General features: G+C 64.2%; 19 protein-coding genes. 5 read left to right on the top strand and 14 right to left on the bottom strand.

The annotated features are described in order from the left end of the window. The first annotated feature begins 189 nt into the window (after nt 1–189). Together ispH and hpnH are read left to right on the top strand one after the other, a co-directional pair. Complete coding sequence (gene ispH, locus ACVW1B_RS06395) at nt 190–1,116, top strand: 4-hydroxy-3-methylbut-2-enyl diphosphate reductase (RefSeq protein ID WP_456821361.1); 927 nt, start codon at nt 190–192, stop codon at nt 1,114–1,116. 44 nt (nt 1,117–1,160) lie between these two features. Further along, nucleotides 1,161–2,321 carry an adenosyl-hopene transferase HpnH gene (gene hpnH, locus ACVW1B_RS06390; RefSeq protein WP_028331712.1) on the top strand — a complete coding sequence of 387 codons (1,161 nt, stop codon included), beginning with the start codon at nt 1,161–1,163 and terminating at the stop codon, nt 2,319–2,321. A 67-nt stretch (nt 2,322–2,388) separates the two neighbouring features. Here hpnH and ACVW1B_RS06385 read toward each other — a convergent pair whose 3' ends face one another. The 10 genes from ACVW1B_RS06385 to ACVW1B_RS06340 all read right to left on the bottom strand — a co-directional run bounded on the left by ACVW1B_RS06385 (nt 2,389) and on the right by ACVW1B_RS06340 (nt 13,094). Continuing rightward, nucleotides 2,389–3,291, bottom strand: a complete 903-nt coding sequence (locus tag ACVW1B_RS06385; protein WP_456821360.1) for a Rossmann-like and DUF2520 domain-containing protein — start codon at nt 3,289–3,291, stop codon at nt 2,389–2,391. Beyond that, nucleotides 3,288–4,130, bottom strand: coding sequence for a class II aldolase/adducin family protein (locus tag ACVW1B_RS06380; protein WP_229189446.1), 843 nt, complete (start codon nt 4,128–4,130; stop codon nt 3,288–3,290). Before ACVW1B_RS06380 ends, ACVW1B_RS06385 begins: the two co-directional genes overlap by 4 nt. Nucleotides 4,131–4,141: 11 nt before the next feature. Beyond that, on the bottom strand, nt 4,142–5,830 hold the full coding sequence (locus ACVW1B_RS06375; protein ID WP_456821359.1) for an acyl-CoA dehydrogenase family protein: 1,689 nt from the start codon (nt 5,828–5,830) through the stop codon (nt 4,142–4,144). Beyond that, nucleotides 5,827–6,471 (bottom strand): TetR/AcrR family transcriptional regulator, encoded by a 645-nt coding sequence (locus ACVW1B_RS06370; RefSeq protein WP_057015695.1) that lies wholly within the window; start codon nt 6,469–6,471, stop codon nt 5,827–5,829. The genes ACVW1B_RS06375 and ACVW1B_RS06370 overlap by 4 nt, the downstream gene beginning before the upstream one ends. Before the next feature lie 349 nt (nt 6,472–6,820). Beyond that, nucleotides 6,821–7,579 carry a phosphorylase gene (locus tag ACVW1B_RS06365; protein WP_376708411.1) on the bottom strand — a complete coding sequence of 253 codons (759 nt, stop codon included), beginning with the start codon at nt 7,577–7,579 and terminating at the stop codon, nt 6,821–6,823. After that, nucleotides 7,576–9,537, bottom strand: a complete 1,962-nt coding sequence (gene shc / locus ACVW1B_RS06360; RefSeq protein ID WP_456821358.1) for a squalene--hopene cyclase — start codon at nt 9,535–9,537, stop codon at nt 7,576–7,578. The genes ACVW1B_RS06365 and shc overlap by 4 nt, the downstream gene beginning before the upstream one ends. A 164-nt stretch (nt 9,538–9,701) precedes the next feature. Beyond that, on the bottom strand, nt 9,702–10,952 hold the full coding sequence (hpnE, locus tag ACVW1B_RS06355) for a hydroxysqualene dehydroxylase HpnE (protein ID WP_456821357.1): 1,251 nt from the start codon (nt 10,950–10,952) through the stop codon (nt 9,702–9,704). Further along, nucleotides 10,952–11,788, bottom strand: a complete 837-nt coding sequence (gene hpnD, locus ACVW1B_RS06350) for a presqualene diphosphate synthase HpnD (RefSeq protein WP_076833035.1) — start codon at nt 11,786–11,788, stop codon at nt 10,952–10,954. Before hpnD ends, hpnE begins: the two co-directional genes overlap by 1 nt. Beyond that, nucleotides 11,785–12,663 (bottom strand): squalene synthase HpnC, encoded by an 879-nt coding sequence (gene hpnC / locus ACVW1B_RS06345; RefSeq protein ID WP_225641688.1) that lies wholly within the window; start codon nt 12,661–12,663, stop codon nt 11,785–11,787. Before hpnC ends, hpnD begins: the two co-directional genes overlap by 4 nt. A 194-nt stretch (nt 12,664–12,857) precedes the next feature. Beyond that, nucleotides 12,858–13,094 (bottom strand): hypothetical protein, encoded by a 237-nt coding sequence (locus ACVW1B_RS06340; RefSeq protein ID WP_092083335.1) that lies wholly within the window; start codon nt 13,092–13,094, stop codon nt 12,858–12,860. A gap of 403 nt (nt 13,095–13,497) precedes the next feature. Between ACVW1B_RS06340 and ACVW1B_RS06335 the strand changes: the two genes are divergently transcribed. Continuing rightward, a complete protein-coding gene (locus ACVW1B_RS06335; RefSeq protein ID WP_456821356.1) occupies nt 13,498–14,001 on the top strand; it encodes a hypothetical protein in 504 nt (167 codons plus the stop codon). Nucleotides 14,002–14,096: 95 nt separating this feature from the next. Here ACVW1B_RS06335 and ACVW1B_RS06330 read toward each other — a convergent pair whose 3' ends face one another. The 4 genes from ACVW1B_RS06330 to ACVW1B_RS06315 all read right to left on the bottom strand — a co-directional run bounded on the left by ACVW1B_RS06330 (nt 14,097) and on the right by ACVW1B_RS06315 (nt 20,576). Further along, nucleotides 14,097–16,481, bottom strand: coding sequence for an efflux RND transporter permease subunit (locus ACVW1B_RS06330; RefSeq protein WP_225641687.1), 2,385 nt, complete (start codon nt 16,479–16,481; stop codon nt 14,097–14,099). 197 nt (nt 16,482–16,678) lie between these two features. Further along, complete coding sequence (gene eutC / locus ACVW1B_RS06325) at nt 16,679–17,473, bottom strand: ethanolamine ammonia-lyase subunit EutC (protein WP_456781177.1); 795 nt, start codon at nt 17,471–17,473, stop codon at nt 16,679–16,681. 4 nt (nt 17,474–17,477) lie between these two features. Beyond that, on the bottom strand, nt 17,478–19,064 hold the full coding sequence (locus tag ACVW1B_RS06320) for a B12-binding domain-containing radical SAM protein (protein WP_456821355.1): 1,587 nt from the start codon (nt 19,062–19,064) through the stop codon (nt 17,478–17,480). 129 nt (nt 19,065–19,193) lie between these two features. Then, nucleotides 19,194–20,576 carry an ethanolamine ammonia-lyase subunit EutB gene (locus tag ACVW1B_RS06315; protein WP_456821354.1) on the bottom strand — a complete coding sequence of 461 codons (1,383 nt, stop codon included), beginning with the start codon at nt 20,574–20,576 and terminating at the stop codon, nt 19,194–19,196. A gap of 336 nt (nt 20,577–20,912) precedes the next feature. On the opposite strand from ACVW1B_RS06315, the gene ACVW1B_RS06310 reads away from it, so the two are divergent. Beyond that, a complete protein-coding gene (locus tag ACVW1B_RS06310; protein WP_456821353.1) occupies nt 20,913–22,619 on the top strand; it encodes a methyl-accepting chemotaxis protein in 1,707 nt (568 codons plus the stop codon). A 165-nt stretch (nt 22,620–22,784) separates the two neighbouring features. Further along, entirely contained in the window at nt 22,785–24,287 is a 1,503-nt protein-coding gene (locus ACVW1B_RS06305; RefSeq protein ID WP_456821352.1) for a sensor domain-containing diguanylate cyclase, read from the top strand. Nucleotides 24,288–24,334: the final 47 nt, after the last annotated feature.

Below are 24,334 nucleotides of genomic sequence, written 5' to 3'. Positions count from 1 at the left end.
CCCATCGAACCGCTACCTTTTTGCCACAAATCGCTGTATTTCCATGCGCTTGGGGCGCAGATCCCGTCCAGGAACTGTGATGGCTCGGACATTGCAACTGACGTTGCGACGTCCGACCTGTGGAATGCGTTGCCGAAAAGGCCGCAGGGCATTGAACGAGATTGGTGCAATTTGCGTAACGGACGTCCGATGGAAGTGTTTCTTGCTCAGCCGCGCGGCTTTTGCGCGGGCGTTGTGCGCGCGATCGAGATCGTCGAACGCGCGCTCGAGAAGTATGGGCCGCCGGTCTATGTCCGCCACGAGATCGTGCATAACAAGCACGTCGTCGAGAGCCTGAAGAAGAAGGGCGCGATCTTCGTCGAGGATCTCTCGGAAGTGCCGGCCAAGGCGGTGACCGTGTTCAGTGCCCATGGCGTTGCCAGGAGCGTCGAGGAGGAGGCGGAAGCCCGCGACCTGCCGGTGCTCAATGCCACCTGCCCGCTCGTCACCAAGGTCCACAACCAGGGCAAGCGCTATATCTCCAAGGGCCGCGCCCTGATCCTGATCGGGCACGCCGGCCATCCCGAGGTCGAGGGAACCATGGGCCAGGTTCCGGGGCCGGTTCTGCTGGTCCAGAGCGTCCAGGACGTGGCGGAACTGAGGCTGCCGAGCGATACGCCGGTCGCCTACATCACCCAGACCACCCTGTCCGTGGACGACACCAGGGACATTATCGCGGCCCTTCAGGCAAAATTTACAGATATTCAAGGCCCGGATATCAGGGATATCTGCTATGCGACACAGAACCGCCAATCTGCGGTAAGGGACCTCAGCAAACTGGTTGACGTCATTTTGGTGGTGGGGGCCGCCAACAGTTCCAACTCGAACAGGCTTCGTGAAATCGGCACCGAGGTCGGCGTCGCGAGTTATCTCATTGCCGATGGGAGCGAACTCAATCCGGATTGGCTCAAGGATGCGAAGGCCGTCGGCATTACCGCGGGCGCTTCTGCGCCCGAAGTTTTGGTCGACGATGTGATCGAGGCTCTGCGGCGGATCGGACCGGTGTCGGTCTCGGTCGTTCCGGGCCGAGAAGAGAATATCGAATTCCGGCTGCCGGCCGAACTGACTACGGGCTGATCTGAACCCACATCCCTTTGATAAGTGCAGAAAGAAATCGTCTAATGGCTATACCGTTCTTCAAGGAAATGCGTATCGGCGGTTATCTGATCAAGCAGAAACTGCTTGGCCGCAAACGCTATCCGCTCGTGCTGATGCTGGAACCCTTGTTCCGTTGCAACCTCGCCTGCGTCGGCTGCGGCAAGATCGACTATCCCGATGCGATCCTCAATCGCCGTATGACGGCGCAGGAATGCTGGGATGCCGCCGATGAGTGCGGCGCGCCGATGGTGGCGATTCCCGGCGGCGAGCCGCTGATCCACAAGGAGATCGGCGAGATCGTGCGCGGCCTCGTGGCGCGCAAGAAGTTCGTCTCGCTGTGCACCAATGCGCTGCTGCTCGAGAAGAAGCTCGACCTGTTCGAGCCGTCGCCCTATCTGTTCTTCTCGGTGCATCTCGACGGCCTGAAGGATCATCACGACAAGGCGGTGTCGCAGAAGGGCGTGTTCGATCGCGCCGTCTCGGCGATCAAGGCGGCGAAGGCGCGCGGCTTCACGGTCAACGTCAATGCCACCATCTTCGACGGTCACCCGGCCGAGGAGATCGCCAAGTTCCTCGATTTCACCACCGAGCTCGGCGTCGGCGTCTCGATGTCGCCGGGCTACGCCTATGAGCGTGCGCCCGACCAGGAGCACTTCCTCAACCGCACCAAGACCAAGAAGCTGTTCCGCGACGTCTTTGCGCTCGGCAAGGGCAAGAAGTGGAATTTCATGCATTCCGGCCTGTTCCTCGACTTCCTCGCCGGCAACCAGGAATACGAGTGCACGCCCTGGGGCATGCCGGCGCGCAACATCTTCGGCTGGCAGAAGCCCTGCTATCTGCTCGGTGAAGGCTACGCCAAGACCTTCAAGGAGCTGATGGACACCACCGACTGGGACACCTACGGCACCGGCAAGTACGAGAAGTGCGCCGACTGTATGGCCCATTGCGGCTACGAGCCGACCGCGGCGACCGCTGCGATCAACAATCCGCTGAAGGCGATGTGGGTCGCGCTGCGCGGCATCAGGACATCAGGCCCGATGGCGCCCGAGATCGACATGTCGAAGCAGCGTCCGGCGCAGTACATCTTCGCCGAGCAGGTGCAGAAGAAGCTCTCGGAGATCCGCCGCGACGAGGCAGCGGCCGCCGCCGCCAAGCAGCAGGCGAAGGCCTCGACCGCCGCCTGACGCGCGATGTGAGCGAAAGCAGAAACATGAAAGCCCCGGTTCAGCGAACCGGGGCTTTTTTCCTGGATCAGGATGCCGCCTGCTCTTCCGGTCTCGTGCGCAGAAGCAATTTCTCGATCTCCGCCGCGCGCGGCGCACTGAGTGTGCCGCGCTCGATCCCGAGCGGGACATTGCGCAAAGCGAGCTCACGATACAGCGCGCCGGATGGAGGAAAGCGCTCATCCAGCGCCCGGAGATGCTTGAGGATTGTTCCGACGTCGCCGCGCGCCACGCAGCCGCCCATGCCATTGGCCAATCCACCGTCGAGAACAGCCGCGACCGTCCCCCGCAGCAGCGGCATCATCGCGCGCAACGCGTCGGCCTCGCTGGCGCCGAAGCTCTTCCAGAGCTCGACGCCCTCCTTGAGCAGCGCGATCAGGAACGGACCGACATAATATGCCGACGCATGATAGAGCGCCCGCGCACCGGCCGGCAGCACCAGCGGTTCACACCCGATGCGGGTCGCAAGCAATTCCAGGTTACGCCTGAAGTCGCCCTCTGCCTCGATGCCGACGGTGCATCCGCGCAACCCCTCGAGCGCGACGTCGGGATTGGCGAACATCTGCATCGGATGAAATCCGCCGGTCGCGGCGCCTGCGGATTTCGCATGATCGAGCGCGGCCAGTTCGGTCGCGCCGCTGCAATGAACCACGCGGTGACGCGGCTCCCAGCGCAAATCGCGGCAGACCGGCAGGATCGCGTCGTCGCTCACGGTGAGGAAAACCATGTCGCAGCGGTCGACGACCTGCTGCGCGTCCGTCATCGGCCGCGCCGACGGGATGCGGGATCCGAGCCGCTGCGCGGCATCGGCACCGCGGTTGTGGAACGCCGCGACGGTCAGCCCCGCGCGGGCGAAGGCCGGCGCGAGCGTTTGCGCCACGCGGCCGGCGCCGATGAAGCCGATCCGTAACGCCGCCAGCGCCGTGCTCATTGCGCGTAGCTCCCGTCGATGCGGTCGAGCCTGCGCCGCAGCGCCGGCCATTCCAGCAGGCCGTAGCCGGCCTGCAGATTTTGCGCCGCTTCATTCAGCACCGGATTGGTGTCGCGCTCATTGTCCAGCGTGATCTCGGTGCCGGCAAAACAGGTCACCGTGTTGCCGATCGCCATCTCGGTCGGCGCATGCAGCGGCCGGCCACAGCCGAGCGCGTCGACCTGGATCCGGCAGGCCTGCTCCAGCCAGTAGATCGCATTGAACGCCTGCGGAATCGTGTTACCGCAAACCAGGAGGCCATGATTGCGCAACACCAACACATTGTTGCGACCGAGATCAGCGACGACCCGGTCGCATTCCTCCCGATCGATCGCCGGCCCCTCGAAATCGTGATAACCGATCCGACCGTGAAACCGCATCGCCGTCTGCGACAGTGGAAGCAGCCCCTCGGCAAGCGCGCTGACCGCGGTGCCAGCCCTGGTGTGGGTATGGAGAACGCAGTTCACGTCGGGCCGCGCGCGATGGATCGGGGCGTGCAGATAGAAGCCGGCCACGTTGACGTTGTAGCCGTGGTCGGGCTGCAGCAGGGTCCGGCCCTCGATGTCGATCTTGACGAGGCTCGACGCCGTGATCTCCTCGTACAGCATGCCATAGGGATTGATCAGATACTGATCGTGATGCCCCGGGACCTGTGCACTGATGTGATTGTAGATCAGGTCGGTCATTCCGTAGAGCGCGACCAGGCGGTAGCACGCCGCAAGGTCGACGCGGGTTGCCCACTCCTCGTCTCCGACGACGGCCCTGACATCGCTGACGGCACAAACTTCGGTCTGACGCATGACTTGGACCCTCAGTGATGGATGACGGAGGCACGTTCGACGATGGCGCCAAGACCTTCCGTCGATGGAAGCCCGCCGAATACCTGCATCCCGTCCGCGCCAAGCCTGGATTTCACGAACAGTTCGGCGGCAGCGGCGTCGCCATGCTTCAGCATCTCGGCGGCCTGCAGCGCATGCGCCATGCGGGTGACGAGTGCTCTCGCATGCCCGTCGTCCGGGTATCGAGCACGCAAGCGATCGGCGAGATCGTCCGTGCTTCGGTCATAGACCGGATTGAGGCCCCTGCTCGCACGCAACTCGTCGACGAATGCGTCCCGGCAATTCGCATCGCGTTGCATGGCGCGCAAAACGTCCATGCACATCATGTTCGAGGTACCTTCCCAGATCGAATTCAACGGCGCCTCGCGATAGAGCCGGGCCATCGGATTCTCCATGATGAAGCCGTTGCCGCCATGCACCTGCAGGCATTCATAGGTGAAGGCCGGCGCGCGCTGGCAGTTCCAGAACTTCATCACGGGTGTCGCGACCCGCGCCAGCAATCGCTCGTATTCGCTTGTCTGCAGGCCATCGGTCGCGCGCGCGATGCGAAACGCGCCGAGCATCGCCGCCTCGCTCTCGAGCGCGAGGTCGGCGAGCACGTTGCGCTGCATCGGAAGCTCGGACATCGGCTTGCCGAACGCCGTTCGCGTTTGCGCGTGGTTGAGGGCGAGGCTCAGCGCCTGGCGCATCAGCCCGGCGGAGCCGACCGCGAAATCCAGCCGCGTCAGATGGGCATGCGAGAGGATTTCCGCGATGCCACGGCCCTCTTCGCCGACCAGGATCGACCACGTATCGTGGTACTCGATCTCGCTCGATGCGTTCGAGCGGTTGCCGCACTTGTCCTTCAGACGCTGAATGTGGATGCGGTTGGCACTGCCATCGGGCAGCAGGCGCGGCACGAACAGGCAGCTGACGCCGGACTGGGTGCGCGCCAGCGTGTAGAATCCGTCGGCCACCGGCACCGAGAAGAACCATTTGTGGCCGGTAATCGCATAGATCTCGCCGTGCGCGCCGCGCTCGACGAAGCGCGCGGTGGTCTGGGTCTCGCGCAGGTCGGAGCCGCCCTGCTTTTCGGTCATGGCGTAACCGATGATCGCGGCGCGCTTGGCCTCGATCGGAAGCCGCCGCGGATCGTAGTCCGCCGCCAGCGTTCGCTCCCGCCACAAATTGAATTGCGGCTTGCCGGAGAACCCGGCGATCGCGGCGTACGCCATCCCGGTGGGGCAACCGACGCCGTTCTCGATCTGGTTCCAGAGATAGCTCAGCGCCGCACGCGCCAGATGGCCGTGTGGTTCGCGCGTCGACCAGGCGAGGCTATGCACCTCGCTCCGGAACGCCAGCGCCATCAATTGATGCCAGGCCGGATGAAATTCGACCCAATCATTGCGGTTGCCATACCGGTCATGGGTCAGGAGCTTCGGTTCGTGCTCGTTGGCCAGCCGTGCCGCCTCCTGCACGGATTCGCTGCCGGCATGAGCTCCGAGCGCGGAAAGCTTGTCTTTCGCCCACGGCGCGATCGTCGCGATCAGGCCACTCAGCGCGCGGTCGTCATCGAACGCATTGAAGCCGAGCGCCGGCCGCGCCTGATTGCGTACTTCATGGGTCGCAAACGGAGCGGCTTTCGCTTCAGCGACGGCAACCGGCTGGACGCGCGCGTTCATGCGGAGACTCGCGATACAGGGATGAGTTCAGGCGTGGCGTGGCGAAACAGCATGCGCGCGGAAAGCCCTGCGATCGACTGTGCGATCGCCTTCGCCGCGTCGGAATCGGGGGCCGCTTCGGGCGCAAGGGGACCGACCAGCGCCTCCATGAAGGCGCCGGTCACGCAGGATGCCGCGACGTTCGCGTCGATCTCGACGAACTCACCGCCGGCGATACCGCGCCGAACCAGCCTTGCGATCTGATCGGCCAGGGCCGCCCGGTATTTCAGGCGCGCCGCGTCGATCTCGGGTTCACAGGGTTCGGCGATCAACGCGTACGCCAGGCGGCGGCCGCGCATCGCCCGGACCGCGAAAGTGTAGATCGCGTCGACCAGGCACTGGGACGCCGAGCCTTCCGCCTCGACGATCGCGGCGACGACAGCCACCTCGCGCTCGGACACCAGGGCGAGCACCTGCGCGTACAGGTCCGCCTTGGAGTCGAAGTAGCGATACACGCTGCCCGTGGCCACGCCCGCCCGTGAGGCGATCAGGGCGATCTGGGCGTCCTTCCAGCCACTCAGCGCAACGGCCTCCCTGGCGGCATCCAGGATGCGTGCCTTGGTCTCGACCAGTTGGTTGAGGCGAACGGCGGCGATTGCCATAGTGAACCTTAATTCATGAATAAAGGATCATAGTTCATTCTCGGATGAATAGCCGTAGCTGTCAAGCATCGACCCAGCGCGGCCCGTGCAGGGCCCCTTCCCTGAGCGCCGGCGCGCTGCTGGCAAGTCGTCAGAGGCTGGCCGCGCGACCACCGACGCGAGGGACACGGATATGCGTGGTCTCTCACCGCACAGCCGACCGCAACTCCCCGCTGATCGCGGAACCGAAACAGCGTGGCATCGAGCGAAACCTTTGGGCATCAAAGCAAAAGGCCCGATCGCGATGCGACCGGACCTTTGTTTTGCGCTTGATACGACGAGAAACCCGGTCCCGACCCGGTGCAGCCGATCAGGCCGCCTTCGCCGTGATCAGAACGTCTTCCACCGGCATCAGCACGTCGTTGCCGAGCAGGAAGCCGCGGCAGCTGCGCAGCGAGCGCAGCGCGCGGTTGAAGTCAATTCCGGTCGACACCAGCGCGCGCAGCGTCCGTGGATTGCGCGCGATGCCGCGCAGCACCTTGCGCAGGTCGATGTCGCCGTTCGGCTTCACCGCGGATTTCGCAAGTTCCGGTAGCGCCCGGTGCGCGGGATCGCTGATTACGCGCAATGCGGCAAACGGAATGCGGGCCTTGGCGGCATAGGCCGCCGCGATATGGCTCTCCATATCGACTGCGGCTGCGCCCGTCATCGAGCGCAGAGCGGCCTTGCAGGCCTTTGCCGCGATCACCTCTTCCACGCCGGCGAGACTGCCGCGGACGATCCTGCGGCGCTTCAGCGCGGCGCTGGCGATCATCTCTTCGTTCAGCGCGGATGCGGCCAGGAAACGGGTATCGCCCGACATCACCTCGGTCGCAACCACGACGTCGCCCGACTTGAGCGACGGATCGAGCCCGCCGGCCACGCCGAACGAAATCACGCCACGGAAGGTGGTCGGATCCAGCGTCGCGAGCAACTCACGCAGCTGCTGCGGATCGCTCGAACTGCAGATTACGATCATGCCGGGGCCTGCCGCGATGCGAGCCTCCTGCACCAATCCAGTCACAATCAATACCGGCCGAGGATCAATTCTACTGCCCACGGTCTCGGCGGCCCCCGCCTCAACAATCACATCCCGACCCCTACCACCCTGCTATTGGTGCTTCTCAAATTTCGATACCGCGCCAGCGCCCAGAGCGGAAAGAACTTCGAGTAGCCATGATATCGCAAGTAAAATACCCGCGGAAACCCCGTAGCTGTGTATCGCTGCTCGTCCCACAGCCCTTTTTCCGTCTGTGTTGCCTTTAGGTACTCCACCCCGCGCGAAACAGCGGGATTTTCGACCTCTCCGGCCGCCATCAATCCAAGCAATGCCCATGCCGTTTGCGAGGAGGTCGAAGGCGCAACTTCATAACCCTTGTAATCCAGCCGGTAACTGACGGCGTCCTCGCCCCAGCCGCCGTCCTGATTCTGGACTGACGCCAGCCAGTCGACCGCCTTCCGAATCATCGGGTCGTTGCGATCGACCCCTGCGACATTTAGCGCCGAGAGCACCGACCAGGTGCCGTAGATGTAATTCAGGCCCCAGCGGCCGTACCAGGAGCCCTCGGCAAGCTGGGTGCGGCGCAAATAGGCGACGCCGTCAGCCATCGCCTTGTTGCTCTCGACGGTCTCGCCGAGCTGGCCCAGCATCGAGATGCAGCGCGCGGTGACATCCTCGGTCGGCGGATCCAGCAATGCGCCATGATCGGAGAACGGGATGTTGTTGAGGTAATATTCGAGGTTGTTGACGTCGAATGCGGCCCAGCCGCCATCGCGGCTCTGCAGCCCCTCGATCCACTCGCGACCGCGCGCGATGGACTCATCATATTCCCTGGTTCCGGTATGACGCCGCACGCGATCCATCGCCATCACGACCACCGCGGTGTCGTCGAGATCGGGATAATGGTCGTTGTTGTACTGGAACGCCCAGCCGCCCGGGCGGACGTCCGGCGCCTTGACCGCCCAATCGCCCTTCAGCTCCAGCACTTGGCGCGGCTTCAGCCAGTCGAGGCCCTGCCTGGCCTTGGCCAGGGTGTCGTCGCCGCCCGCTTCCTGCAGCGCATGACAGGCCAGCGCGGTGTCCCACACCGGCGAGACGCAGGGCTGGCAATAGGCCTCGTGCTCGCCGATCACAAGCAGCTTGTCGATGCCGCGGCGGGTGATGGCGCGCGGCGGGAAATTCTCGTCCTTGCCGAGCGCCTCGTACATCATGACGATGTTGGCCATCGGCGGATAAATCGCGCCCATGCCGTCTTCGCCGTTCAGCCGCTCTTCGGTGAAGGCGAGCGCGGCATCGATCGCGCGCTGGCGCAGGCCCTTCGGAAACATCGGCTCGATTACCCGCAGCACGGCGTCGAGCGAGCGGAACAGATAGAACCAGCTCGCGCTCTGATGCGGTGCCTTCGGCGCCATGCGGACCGATTTCGGATCCTCCAGGAACAGTTCGTCGATGCCGACGCCCTTCGGATTCTTCGCACGCGGCTTCAGCGCGGCAAGCACCATCAGCGGCACCATGGTGGTGCGCGCCCAGTAGGAGATCTTGTTGATGTGGAACGGCGACCACATCGGCAGCAGCATGATCTCGATCGGCAGCACCGGCGTCGCGCGCCAGGTCACGACGCCATAGAGCGCGAGCAGGAATCGCGTGAACACGTTGCTGCCCGAAGCGCCGCCGCGCGAACGGATCGCCTCGCGCGCCCGCGCCATGTGCGGCGCGTCGACGGAATCGCCGATCATCTTCAGCGCGAAGTACGACTTCACGCTGGCGCTCATGTCGAACGGGCCGTCATGCACCAGCGGCCAGCCGCCATGGGCGCCCTGGACGCGGCGCAGATAGTTGCCGATCTTGGCCTCGAGCCCGGCATCGATCGGCTCGGCCAGGTAGTGACGCAGCAGGACATATTCGGCCGGAATGGTGCTGTCGGCCTCGAGCTCGAACACCCAATGTCCGTCGGACTGGCGATAGCCGAGCAGCGCTTCGGTTGCCTTGGAGATACTCTTCTCCAGCGCGACCGGGTCGACTGCAACGCTGTGATCTCTCGCAAGCATTTCGCTCGATATCCTCTTCATCGCGGGCCGGCTGATCGAAAGCCGCGGCCGCTCCAGAGCATGATCCGATTGCATCGGATCACGCTCTTGTCCTTTTGTTCAGTCGCGTTTGCTTAACGCGAACCGGTAGCCACTTCGCTCGAAAACGCGCCAACAGGTCGAATCTAACGTCTGGCCAGAACCAGATCTGCGGCGCGATCACCGGATCGCACCGATCCCTCGATGGTTGCCGGCAACCCGGTAGCAGTCCAGTCGCCGGCAAGGAACAGGTTTTTTTGCGCCGTCGCGGGCCCCGGACGCAGGGCATTCTGTTCCGGCGTCGCCTCAAATGTGGCACGGCGCTCACGCACGATCTGCCAGGGCGGCAGGTCGCCGGAAACCCCCGAGGCCTCGCAGATGTCCTGCCAGATCGCCAGCGCGAGCTCCTCGCGCGGCATGTCGACCAAGCGGTCGCCGTTGCTGATCGTCACCGACAGCCGTTGCGGGAACGCGAACAGCCACTCCACGAGGCCGCCGACCACGCCGAGAATGGGCGCGGCGTCGCGCGGCGGATCGACGCGGAAATGCGCATTCACGATGGCGCGGAATTTGGTCGGGGTTTTCAGGCCGGGCAGCAGCGCGGCCGCGGCGCGCGGCGGCACCGCAAGCACGACGGCGTCGTCGGCTCCCAGCGCGACCTTGTCGCCATTGCCAAAATCGAGCTCAGTGATGCGATCACCCGACATGCCGAGCGCACGCAATTCGTGACTGAACTGGACGCTGTGGGCCCCCTCCTGCAGCAGCTTCACGGCCGGCTCGATCAGGACCGAGCTCAGGCCGTCGCGCGCGATCAGCGGACGGCAGGCCTGCCCGCCAGCGAGCAGCGTCTCGCGCACGATGGCGCCCGCGAGCCCGGCCGAGCCCTCCGGCGGATCGACGTTCAATGCGGCGAGCAGCAGCGGCTGCACCAGGCGGTCATACAGCGTGCCCTTGCAGGGAATAGTGTTGCCGACCAGCGCACCGGTGCCGGCCCAAGCCAGCGGCGCCAAGGCGAGATAGTCGCGCAGGCTAGTGTCCGGGACGCGGCGCGCCTCGTCGAACACCCACAGCGGCAGGCGGGAATCGCCGAGGTCGAGCTGCCAGCGCCGGCCGCTGGCAAGATCGACGAACGGAAACTGCGCGCGCGCAGGCCCGACGAGACCGGCCTCGGTGCCGATCGCGCGCGCGTAGCTCAGCGCATGGCGATTGCCCGACAGCAACAGATGGTTGCCATTGTCGATGGTGAGATTGGTGGCCGCGTCGAAATAGGAGCGGCAGCGGCCGCCGGCCTGCTGCGTTGCCTCATGGACGAACAACTTGTAGCCGCCATTGGCGAGGCGCACGGCCGCGGAGAGGCCGGAAATGCCGGCACCGATGATATGAACGGTCTTTTGCATCAGATGATCGCGTAACGAAGAAGGATGCCGATCTTGGCGGCCTTGGACACACGTACCGGCGCGCGCGGCGCGGTGAAGCCGCGCGCGATCAGAAGATCGAGAATCGCGCGGTAGTATTTCGACATGATCCGCGGCGCGCGCACGGCGCGGCGCGAATTGCGCTTCATGATCTCGTCGGATTTCTGGAAATGCATCTTGGCCCGCTCGGCCAGCGGCGCGCACACCTTCGGCAGCGCGCGGTCGGCGGTGACGCGGGCCGGATCGTTATTGGTGATGCCGGCGTGCCAGAGCCATTCGCGCGGCAGATAGAGCCGGCCGAGGCCGGCATCCTCGTCGATGTCGCGCAGGATGTTGGTGAGCTGCAGCGCGCGGCCGAGGTGATAGGCGAGCTGGATGCCGTCGTCCTCGGGCAGGCCGAACACGCGCACCGACAGCCGGCCGACCGCGCTCGCGACGCGATCGCAATACAAATCGAGCGTCGCGAGATCCGGCGCGCGGATGTCCTGCGGCACGTCCATCTCCATGCCGTCGACGATCGCGACAAAATCCTCGCGCTTCAGGCCGAAGGTCTTCACCGAGGCGACATAGTCCTTCAGCCGCTCCGGCGGATGCCCCGCATAGAGCGCGTCGATATCGTCGCGCCACTGCTGCAGCGCGGCCAGCCGCTCCGGCCGCGGGCCGTCGGAATCGGCGATGTCGTCGACCTGCCGGCAGAAACTGTAGATCTGGAACATCGCCTCGCGCTGCGCGCGCGGCAGAATGCGCATCGCGGCGTAGAACGAGCTGCCCGACGCGGTGCTTCCGTAATTTGCGTTGGCCGCCGCCTCCACGCTCATGCGCCAGCCGCCGATTTGGAGACCGCACGCCGTCCGGTCGCACGCCGCGCCGTCTCGCCGGCCACGCCGCCAAGGCTCTGCAGCAGCAGTTCGAGCGGGCTCAGATGCACGCGCTCGCTGAGCGGATCGCGCACCTTCAGCATGTTGACGATCTTGTCGGCGAACGCCTGGATCACGGAGATCTCGAGCCCCAGCCTGAAATCCTTCACCTCGGCGGCGAGCGACTTGCTCTGGTCGAGCAGCGTCTCAGTGCGCACCGCGAGCGCCTGCAGGCATTTGAGCAGCGCCGGCTGCGATTTCGCCTCGCCGAGCATCTCGACGGTCGCGCCCGCGGCGGCCAGGGCATCGCGCGGCAAGTAGACACGGTTCAGGTTGCGGTAGTCCTTGCCGCAGTCCTGCAGATGGTTGTTGATCTGCAGCCCGGCGCAGAGCGCGTCCGACGCCGCCCAGGTCGAGGTATCCTCGCCGTGCACGTCGAGCATGAACCGCCCGACCGGCATCGCCGAGTACCGGCAATAATCGATCACATCGTCCCAGTTCTCGTAACGCAGCTTGGTGACGTCGAGGCGGAACGCCACCAGCACATCGAGCGCGTGCCGCGGCGGCATGCCGCGCTCGGCGAAGGCGCGGCGCAGATTGACCGCTTCCTTCTGGGTGTCGCCATTGCCAAGCAACTCGGCCTCCATGAGGTCGAGGTAGCGCAGCTTCTCCTCGGCGGGCAGCGTGGCGTGATCGGCGATATCGTCGGCGGTGCGGACGAAATTATAGAAGGCCAGGATCAGGGCACGATGCCGCGGATGAATGATCCACGACGCGACCGGGAAATTCTCGTCGCGGTGGGTCTTTCCGGATCGCAGGTCGCTCGCGGTGGTCATGGGAAATTTGGGCTACACTGGTCATGGCACGACGCAGGCGCGAAAGGTCAGCGCATGCGGGGGATTTGCGAGCCCCATATAGGGGAATACGCCACCAAAACCAATGCTGTCCGTGACCGCCAGCATACCAAGCCCGTGGCCGGCACACATGCCGAGCACGGGCCTTGCGGCGATCCATGGGGCCCGAAGCGGCCTTACTGGCCGTGGGTCTTCAGCACCTGGTCGCAGGCGGTGCTGATCTTGCTACGGTTCTGCTGCAGGCAGGCGAGAATGGTGAAATCGCCCTGATCGATCACGGCGCGGCAGTGACGCTGCACGTCGCGCGTGCAGGCCTTCTGCTCATCGGGTGTCCCGCGCGTCTGCTGCTGGGCGAAGGCGCTGGACGAGAGCGGGATCGACAACAGGGCAAGAGCCAAGAGAAATTTACGCATCGTATTCCTTCATTTCCGACAGCAGAAAATCTGTTCCCGAAAAGCGCTTCGGCATGGCCGGGACGGATTTTGGGGATTGCAGACGCCACGTAACGCGGCAATGGATTGACGACAAGCACCGTTAAATGCGGCTAAATTTGCGGCGCTGTAAACCCCCACATAAGTTATTGATTCGCAATGACGATTCGTGCCATCACTTTGTCGCGTTCGGCTATTGCGGATAGCAGTTGCGCAAAGCTACATGCCATCACGAAGCCGACGGTTTCTGATTCTGTTCGATGACAATATGGGGCCGCGCGCTGTTCTGTCGTTTGAACCTAACATTCTTCGGTGACACTAAACTTTCGATGCGGCGAGACGCTTTCTTGCGTAGGAAGCGTTGATTTTGATGGGAAAATTCACGATGAAACGGTTTGGTTCCAGCCTTTATGGTCAGGCTCTCAGGGCTGTGGGCGTCGGCGCCGCACTGATGCTCTCTGCCTCCGCCGTCCACGCCCAGGCCAGCGGGCCGTTTGCCGGTTTTGCCGGCTCGTGGACCGGAACGGGCACGGTGGCGCTGTCCAACGGCACGACTGAACGGATTCGTTGCAAGGCGGATTACAAGGTCGCGCCCTCGGGCATGAGCCTGAAACAGTCCCTGCATTGCGCCAGCGACAGCTACAAGTTCGACCTCTCCAGCGACGTCACCAGCCAGGGCGACCGGATCTCCGGCAACTGGAGCGAGGCGAGCCGCAACATCTTCGGCAATCTGCAGGGCACCGCGGGCGGCGGGCGGATCGACGTGTTCGTCGAGGCGTCCGGCTTTGCCGCGAACCTGAACCTGCAGACCAACGGCTCCAAGCAGATCGTGCAGATCGACTCCAAGGGCGAGATCCGCGGCGTCTCGATCACGATGACGAAGAGCTGACGCTCCCAGCCGATTGCGCCCACAAGACACAAAGGCCCGGTTCCGAACGCTTCGGAACCGGGCCTTTTTGCTGCAGCTTTTTGATCGCTCGTCGATCAGGCCTTTTCGATCGGCGCGGGCTGGCCGCCCCTGCCGCGGAGCTTTTGCGACAGGTTGATCAGGAACATCGAGGTCGGCCGCAGGATGAAGAGGTCCGCGACCAGGGCTGCTACCATCGAGAACGCGCTGAGCCAGCCGAACAGGCGCAGCGACGGCAGGTCGGAGAACACGGTGACGACGAGACCGCAGGCCAGCACCACCGTGGTCAGGATCAGCGCAGGACCGACCAGGACGGTGGCGCGCTCCACCGCAAGTTCCGGCGTGACACCCGGCTTGGTCTCGAGCCGCAGGCGATTGAGGAAGTGGATGGTGGCGCTGAGGCCGAGGCCGAACGAGACGGTAAGTGCCACGACGCTGGCGAATTGCAGCCCCTCCCCGAGCAGCCACAGCACCGTGCCCGACAGCACCACCGGGAAGATGCCCGGAAGGATGCAGGAGAACATCACCACGATCGAGCGGAATGCGAGCCCGATGAAGATCGCGACCAGCAGGAATTCGATGGTGAGGCCGTGGTTGAGCTTTTCGATCATGCTGGCGCTGTTGCGTGCGGCAATCACCGACAGACCCGTGACCGCGATCTCGTAGCCGGGATGCTCGGCGCGCACCTTGTCCAGCGAATGATCGAGTTTGTTCACCACCGGAAGCAACTGGCTCGAGTCCACATCCGGGACGCGGCCCGACACCACGACAGCATCCTGATTCTTGTCGATGAACCGGCGCACCAGGTGTTCGGGGATCAGGTCGACATATTCCTTCAGCGTCGCGACATCATTGCTGCCGGCCTTTTCGGCGAGCCAGCGCCGCAAGGTCTCCAGCGACCAGACGTTGCCGACGCCGGCAGAGTCCTCGACCATTGCATGGACATCGGCAATCGTCTTCAAGGTCTCCGGCGAGTACAGCGATTGCCCCTTGGGGAATTCGATCAGCACATCGACCGGATTGGCGCCGGTCAGCTTGGCGTCGAGCCGGCTCGACGCCGCCACCGCCTGCCGCTTGTCCGGCACCTGATCGGCGAGCCGGTAGCGCGGCTCGAGATTGGCGTAGATGATGCCGAGGCCGCCGACCACGATCAGCGCAAGCAGGCTGAACAGCCCGGGACGGCCGACCATGCGCACCGCGATCCAGTAGCAGAAATTGCGCAGCGCCTGTACGCCGGCATCCGCGCTCTGGAACTTGACCGCAAAGATCTTCTCGTTGCGCACGAACAGGACGCCGAACACCGGCACCAGCGACAGCACCGCGATCAGCGCGATGATGGTCGCCGCCAGCCCGGCCTCGCCGAACTTGCGGATCAGGTCGGAATCCGAGAACTGCAGCGCGATGAAGGAAATTCCGGCCGTGCCGTGCGTCAGCACGCAGGCCGGTCCGACCACCAGCACCGCATTCTTGAACGCGGTGAACTTGTCCTGCCCCGCGATCAGCCGGTCGCGCGCCGCGAATGTCAGCTGCATCGAGTCGGAGAAGCTGATCACCATGATGAGCGGCGTCATCACGTTGAGGAACATGTTAAGGTTGAAATTGGCCCAGCCGAGGCCGCCGAGCGCGAGCAGGATCGCGATCATCGGCGGGAACGCCGCCGCCACCATGAAGGATATCTTGCGGAAGAAGATGATGGCGATGATGCAGCCGGCGAGGATGCCGAGGATGTTGTAGGTCAGGCCGTCGCGCTCGACCGCGTTGCGGATCTCGAGCTGCATGACCGGCACGCCGGACAATTGCGCATTGAGCCCGCTGCCGCCGAGGTCGTCGGCCATAATCTTCCTGATGTCGCCGACCACCTTGCTGAGCTTGTTGCTGCCGACCACCTCGGGCTCGAGCGATAGCACGATCAGCGCGAGCGTTCCGTCCTCCGACAGCAGCTTGCCGCGGATGATCTCGTTGCTTTTGACGGTCTCGACGAATTTGTCGTAGGCCGCGCCCTCGGGCAGCTCGTTCGGGAACAACGCCGCCGGCAGCTTGCCTCGCTCCGGCGCCTGGCGCGCAGAGAACAGCGACACCAGGCCGCGCACGCCCTCGACGAGTTGCAGATCCGTGACCATGTCACGCAGCTTGCCGAGATTGTCGCGCTCGAGCAGCGTCTTGCCTTCGACCACGACGAGCACGTCGAACTCGGTCGCCGGGAAGCGCTTGGTCACCGCCTCATACTGCTTGTAGTCCTTGGAGTCGGAGCGGAACAGCTGCGACAGCGAGTCGTCGATCTTGATCCGTTGCACGCCGAACACGGCGCCGATCAGCAACAGAACGAGGACGATGCAGGACAGGATCGGCGCCCGCATCGGGATCAGGCCGAGACGCTCGATCCCGAACGCGATGCTGAGGCCCGACCGCGGCTCTTCGATCTTCTCGACGTGGACCTGACTTTCGGAATTCTTTTCGAGCATGCCCTGTCCAGTTCTGAAAACGGCTCAATCTGTCTAGCTTGGGTCTAGGGGCGCGAATGAGGCGGGTGAGCGCAACTGATCGGCGCTAGTCCTTGAAAACACGCGAATATTGACCGGCGCCGGTTTTACCTGCCCGACCCTTTGCTCGCAAGCGCGAGGGGCTGACCAAATCGACAGGGAACCGCCGATCCCCGCCATTAAGTATCTGATTTGTCACACCCTGGTAGCGCATTCCTCGACGATCCACCGCCGCTTTCATCTTTCAAGGCGACCCCTGTGATCTGGCGTGCCAGGCCCTCGCGCACAAGCCACGAAATCCTGAATGCGGCCTCCGCATAGCTCAGCCCGGCATGGTGGATGTTGGAGATGCAGTTGCGGTCGGCGTCGGTGAGACCGATTCGCGGCGCGAAGGTGAGATAGGCGCCGAGGCTGTCGGGAGCGGACAGGCCCGGCCGTTCGCCGATCAGCATCACCAGCATGCGCGCGCCGACGATGGCGCCGATCTCGTCACCGAGCGCGACCCGCGCCCCGGACGCTGCGATCACCGCGCCGGCCTCGATCTTGTCGGCCGCAAGGCGCGGCACGAGATGCCGGATCAATTCGACGGCATGCACATTGACCGCCGTCGGCGACAGGCCGTCACCGATCACGATGGCGCAGGGGCATGCGGTGATGCCGCAGGTCTCGAGCGACCGCCGCGACGCAGAATCCAGCATGCGCCCGAGATCGGGCCGCCGCAGATAGTCGCGCCGGCTGTGCGCTTGGCTCGACACCTCAAGCGGCGTGATGCCGAGGCCGGCAAGACCGGCCGCGATCCCGCTGACATCGAAGGCGGCGTGGACGGCGTCGCGGGCGCGGGCATGGTCGAGCGTGAACGACAGCAGCGCATCGGTCGGCAGGCTGGCCCCGGACCGGCCAAGGCCGACGCGCGCCGGCGTGAGCTCGCGCAGATCGGCAAGCGAAGGGGACATGGGCGCCGGCGGTGTCGTCATGCTGTTATTCGGCGGGGACGGAAGCCTCGCGCAGCCGGATCGAGTAGTTCGAGGCGTTCTGCCGGCCGCTGGAGGCTGCACGCGCAAAGGTGATCAAATGATGCGCAACCAGCGTCGCCGAGATCAACCCCTCGATGTCGCCGCGCTTGAGCCGGCCGAGCGCAAACCTCCAGAACACGCGCTTGTAGTCGCCGAGCACGCCGACCTTCCAGAAGATGTTGCGGAGCATGATCAGGCCGCGCCGGATGTTGGCCCAACTCTTCATTTCTGGGCTGACCGGCACCTTGATGCGATTGGCATAGGTGTAGTTGCATTGATGCAAATAGCGCGCGAACAGCTTGTTCGGCTCGTAGGCAACTTCCATGCATTTGCGCCAGGAACTGACCACGTCCTCATAGGGCAGCAGGAACTCGACGTTGGAGTCGCGGCCCTCGTCATCGATCAGCCGCCCGGCTTTTTCGAGCCGATCCCACAATGGCGTCTTCGGCAGCGCCTGCAGCAGGTTGATGGTGAGCAGCGGAATCCGCGACTCCTCGACGAAGGAGAGCAACGCGTCGCCGGTCTGGGGCTTGTCGGTATCGAGCCCCATGATGATGCCGGAGACGACCTCCATGCCGAACGAATTGATGGTGCGCACGCCCTCGAGGATCGGAACCATCATGTTCTGATCCTTGTGCATGGCCTTCAGCGCGTCGGGATCGGGCGTCTCGATGCCGACGAAGATCGTCACGAAGTAGGCTTCGCGCATCTTCTCCAGGATCTCGGGACGCTTGGCGATGTTGAGCGTCGCCTCGCAAGCGAGGCGCGTGACATATCCGGTCCGCTTCTGCCACTCGATCAGGTGCGGCAACAGCTCGCTCGCGGCCTTACGGTTACCGATGAAATTGTCGTCGACGAAATACACGGTGTCGGTGGCACCACAGGCGCGCAGCTTGTCGAGCTCGGCGATGATCTGCTGCGGCGACTTCAGGCGCGGATTGCGGCCATAGAGCCCGGGGATGTCGCAGAACTCGCACTGATAGGGGCAGCCCGAGGAGAACTGGATGCTGCCGAGGAAATACTTCTTGGTTTCGGCGAGCTCATAGGCCGGCAGCGGGAATTCCGTCATCGGCAGCCGGTCGATGGTTTTAAGCACCACCTGCTCGTCGGGACGGCTGGTATCATCAGCCAGACGCTTGATCAGCTCATTGGTCGCATCGCCGAGCTCGCCGACGTGGAGGTAGTCGAATGAGGGATAGTAGTCCGGGCAAGCACTGACCGACGGGCCGCCGATCGCGACCACCAGGTCATGGTCATGCGCGCGATGGCAGATGTCGTTCATCTGCTGGCGCTGGATATGCATACCGCTGACGAACACGGCATCCGCCCACTCGAAATCCTCCGCCGTCGCCGGACGCAGATTCTCGTCGACGAAACGGACCGGCCAGTTCTCGGGAAGGTATGCGGCGATCAGCAGCAGGCCCTGCGGCGGCATGAACGCCTTGACGCCGTCAGTGAGGGGGTAGGCGTGCTCGAAGGTCCCAAACGACGACGTATAGCGCGGAAAAACGCAGAGGATACGTCGTACTGTCTCTATGCCCTCAGCTCTCATCAAGCGACCCCGAAGCACCGGCAAATCTAACCACGGCGCGGAACGCTGGGCCAGAAATTCTTCAACATTGTGGCACGGCTTAACGTCATAACGACGAGATAGTTGCTCTGCAGAATTTCGCTATCCCCCTCAGGTCAAGAGCCTGGCAGCGAGGTCGGGCAGCCGCTCCGCATCGGCCACGAGGCGGAAGTCCTGCCCGGCAAGGCCGACGCGCGCGAGCCAGTCGTCGAATTCGGGGGCCCGCCTCAGGCCGAAAAGGTCGCGGACATAGAGCGCATCGTGAAACGATGTCGACTGATAGTTCAGCATGACGTCATCCGCGCCCGGCACGCCCATGATGAAGTTCACGCCGGCGGCCGCGAGCAGCGTCAGGAGATTGTCCATGTCGTCCTGATCCGCCTGGGCGTGGTTGGTGTAGCAGACGTCGATCCCGAGCGGCAGGCCGAGCAGCTTGCCGCAGAAGTGGTCCTCGAGCCCGGCGCGGATGATTTCCTTGCCGTCATAGAGGTACTCAGGACCGATGAAGCCGACCACGCTGTTGACGAGCAGTGGATCGAACGCGCGCGCCACCGCATAGGCCCGCGCCTCGCACGTCTGCTGGTCGACCTGGTGATGGGCATTGGCGGACAGCGCCGAGCCCTGCCCGGTCTCGAAATACATCACATTGTCACCGACCGTGCCGCGGCGCAGCGACCGCCCCGCTTCCCGGGCTTCCCGCAGCAGCGAGAGGTCGACGCCGAAACTGCGATTGGCCGCCTCGGTGCCGGCGATCGACTGGAACACGAGATCGACCGGCAGCCCCTGCCCGATCAGTCCGAGCGTGGTCGTGACATGGGTCAGCACGCAGCCCTGCGTCGGAATCTCGAATCGCGTGATGATGTCGTCCAGGAGCCGCAGCAGGGTGCCGATGACGTTCGGGTCGTCGCTCGCCGGATTGATGCCGATGCAGGCATCGCCCGCTCCCAGCAGCAGCCCGTCGAGAATCGAGGCGGTGATGCCCTTGGGGTCGTCGAAAGGATGGTTCGGCTGCAGCCGCGTGCTCATTCGCCCGCGCAAACCGATGGTGTTGCGGAAGCGGGTCGTGACCTCGCATTTCTTCGCGACCAGGATCAGATCCTGGTTGCGCATCAGCTTCGACACCGCCGCAACCATCTCTGGCGTAATGCCGCGCGAGATCTTCTTGATCGCTTCCCCGCTGGCGGCATCCGACAGCAGCCAGTCGCGGAATCCGCCGACGGTGAGCGACGACACCGGCAGAAAGCCGGCAACGTCGTGGCTGTCGAGGATCAGGCGGGTGACTTCGTCAGCCTCATAGGGGATGACAGGCTCATCGAGGAATTGCTTGAGCGGAACATTGGCCAGCGCAAGCCGCGCTGCGATCATCTCCTCCGCGCTGTCGGCGGCGATGCCGGCCAAGCGGTCGCCTGAACGCGGCGGCGAGGCCTTGGTAAGCAGGATGCGCAGATCGTCGAATGCGTAATTGGTGGCGTCGATGGTGTGACGATAGAGCATGGGGGTTCGTCGCGGGCTGGGCAGCGCAATCTAGCACCTCTTTGCGAAAGGCGTGCCATCGGCTTCGCCCCGCGTGCCGGCGCCGTTGGCGGTGATCGCGGCGCATCACCGGCACGGAAGCGAGCCACGAGCACCCGCCAGACTCAATGCAGCCCATAAGGTATTGAGATTATTTACGGATTTTAACGGTTGCGGCGACACAAAACTCGCCCGTTAAGAAATTGTCCATGAAAATTTTGCATAAGCTTTAATCGGCCGAAGGTACTCCCCGGCCTCTTGGAGTGCCCCGCAATGCCCGCCCCCGTCACATTCTCCATCTCCATGTCCCGGCCTCCAATGGCATCCCGATTCTCGCTTGCTGCCAGGCTGTACTCGACGTTTGCGCTGATTGCGGCGCTGACCGCGGCCATCACCTTCCTGTCCGAATACAATGCGCGGCGTAATGCCGAGCTGACCGAGGCCGTCGACCTCGCAAGCCGTGCCGCACTCAATGTCGAGCGGGTCAATTCACTGGTCTACGCCGTGGTGATGGAATCCCGCGGCATCTACATGTCGACCGATCCGGCAGCGGTGAAGAAATACGGCGCCGGACTGCTGGCGTTCAACGAACGTATTCTCGGCGTGGTCAAGAACTGGGAAACCCTGGTGCAGGCCGACGACGCCGCCCAGTTCGCGGTGTTCAAGAAGCGCATCGAGCAGTTCATCGATTTCCGCAAGGAGTTGGTACGCCGCGGCATCGAGATCGGCGCTGCAGCCGGGCGGGAGTGGGGCGACAACGACGCCAACCGCGACGTGCGCACCGCGCTGAACAAGGATCTCGAAGCGCTCTCCAAAGTCTATGCCGAGCGCAGCAAGAAGCTGGCGCGCGAGACCGACACCAACCGCACGATGGCGCTGGTGCTGACCGGCCTCGGCGCCCTGGCCTTGATTGTGGTGGTACTCGGCGTGCTGATCATCGCCCGCTCGGTGGCCCGGCCGCTGTCGCAGATCACCATGACGATCAAGCGCGTCGCCGAGGGCACCGACCATGTCGAAGTACCGCATGTCGGGCGCAGCGACGAGATCGGCGCACTGGCACGCGCCATCAAGGTCTTCCAGGAGGCGATGGACCGCAATCGCAGCCTCAACGCGCAGGTCGTACAGGATTCCGAGGCGCGCGACGCGCGCGGCCGGCATATCGAGACCTTCGTCGAAGCGTTCCGTGGCACGATCGGCGAGGTGCTCCGCGCGGTGCACGACAACGCCGCGACGATGCGTCAAACCGCGCAGACCATCGCAACCGTCGCGTCGGACGCCAGCGCCCGCGCGGTGGCGGCGGCAGGCGCCACCGAACAGGCCTCGAGCAACGTCTCCGCGGTGGCGGGCGCAGCCGAAGAACTCTCCGCCTCGGTCGAGGAGATCGGCCGCCAGGTCAAGCAGTCGTCCGGCGCAGTCGATCAGGCCGGTGCGCGCACCGACCGCTCGATCACCGAGATCGAGGGCCTTGCCGCCACCACCCAGCGCATCGACGGGGTGCTGAGCCTGATCCAGGCTATCGCCGAGCAGACTAACCTGCTCGCCCTCAACGCCACCATCGAAGCCGCCCGCGCCGGCGATGCCGGCCGTGGCTTCGCCGTCGTCGCGCATGAGGTCAAGGCGCTGGCCGGCCAGACCGCGAAGGCAACCGCCGAGATCAGCGAGAATGTGGGCCTGATCCAGGCCTCGACCCGCAACTCGGTGGCCGCCGTGCGCGAGATCGGTCAGGCGGTGCGCGAGATCAGCAACGTCACCGCGAACATCGCGAGCGCGGTCGGCCAGCAGGACGCGGCGACGCGCGAAATCTCCGCCAATGCCCAGATGGCCGCCCAGGGCAACGAGACCCTGGTCACTAATGTCGGCTCGCTCCGCGATGACATGGACCAAACCAGCAAGGCGGCGGAATCGGTGCTCGCGGCCTCGAACGATCTGACCACCACTGCCGAGACGCTGTCGCGCGAGGTCGAGCAGTTCTTCCGCAACCTGCGCAGCGACGCGGCCGACGGCCTGCAGCGGACCGGAACCTGAGCGGCGATCTGGCGGGGCCCTGCGACAGGGCCCCGGCAATCCGGATGGTTAAGACTCTCCCAACGCACGGACACAAATTGCCTCCGCTTCGGGTCGCATTTCTCAATTTGATGCCTCCATAGAAAAGCGTCGCTGCGCGAGGGCGCGGGGAAGTGGAACCGAGCAATGAACGGGCTTTTGCCAAAGCCGAAGGCAGTGCCGACCAAACGGCTCCTTGCGCTCGGGATCGGCCTCGTTCTCTGCTTTTCGGCGATCTGCGCATCCATCCTCTGGGAGATGGCGGGCAAGGACTATCAGCATGCGAAGCAAGGTGCGACCAACCTCGTCGCCTCCATCGCCAGCGAGATCGACCGCAACATCGACCTCTACGACCTCTCGCTCCAGGCGGTCGCCGACGGCGTCAAGCTGCAGGAGCTCGGCAAGATCAGCCCGGAGCTTCGCCAGGTCGTGCTGTTCGACCGCGCCGCCACGGCCAAGGATCTCGGCTCGATCCTTGTGCTGAATGCGGCGGGGGACGTCACGCTCGATTCCAGGACGTTGACGCCGCGGGCCGCAAATTTCGCCGATCGAGACTTCTTCCGGGCACATCAGACGCGAGCGGACGGCGGGCTGTTCATCAGCGCTCCGTGGATTACCTCTGACGGCGAATATCTGATCAGCCTCAGCCGCCGCATCAACAATGACGACGGTTCCTTTGCCGGCGTGGTCGCGGGCAGCATGCGGCTCAGCTATTTCCACAATCTGTTTCGCAAGCTGAATTTCGGCTTCGGCGACAGCATGGCGCTGTTCAACAGCGATGGCGTCATACTGATGCGCGCCCCGTTCGACATCAGCAAGATCGGGCAAAGCATCAAGGACTCTCTGGTCTTCAAGCAATTTCCGGCACGACAATCCGGCTCCTACATCACGAAATCGATCGTCGATCATGTCAGCCGGCTCTATGTTTTCCAGGCGGTCGGACACAATCGCCTGCTCATCGCCGAGGGTCTTGCGCTCGACGGCATCTATGCCGACTGGTGGCAGCAGCTCTGGCTGATCGGCAGCGTGGTGGCAGCGCTCTGCGGCTTCTCGATCGTGCTGATGTTCTACCTGGTGGCCGCTCTCAAACGGCGGGCCGCCGCGGAAGACCGGCTCGCGCACCTCGCGAACACGGATGCACTGACAGGCCTCGCCAACCGCCGCCGCCTTGACGATACCCTTGACGTCGAATGGCGCCGTGGCATGCGCGCAAAGGCGCCGGTCTCGCTTCTGATGATCGACGTCGATCATTTCAAAATCTACAACGACACGTACGGGCATCAGGCCGGCGACGCCGTGCTCACCACCGTGGGACGGTGCATCGCAAGCAGCGCCAAGCGTGCAACTGATCTCGGTGCCCGCTATGGCGGCGAGGAGTTTTCGGTGTTGCTGCCGGGCATCGGCAAGACGGGCGCCCTGGAAATTGCCGAACGGATTCGCACCAAGCTGGCGGCTGCGCGGGAATCCGAGCTTGAATTGCCGACCGTCAGCATCGGATTGTCCTGCCTCGTCCCGGACCACGAGCGCACGTCGCGCGATCTGCTCAAGGCCGCGGACCTCGCGCTCTATCAAGCCAAGCGTGAAGGCCGCGACCGCGTCATCGTCAGCACGATCGGGTGGGACAAATCGGGCAAGCGGCACGTCGCCTGATCGCGACCGCATTGGCGCGGTCGAGCGCGCCGCGCGCCCATCCCGGC

The sequence above is a fragment of the Bradyrhizobium sp. USDA 4502 genome, assembly GCF_054063355.1.
Note: the sequence above shows the minus strand (reverse complement) of the source record. Positions and strands in the feature narration are given on the sequence as shown.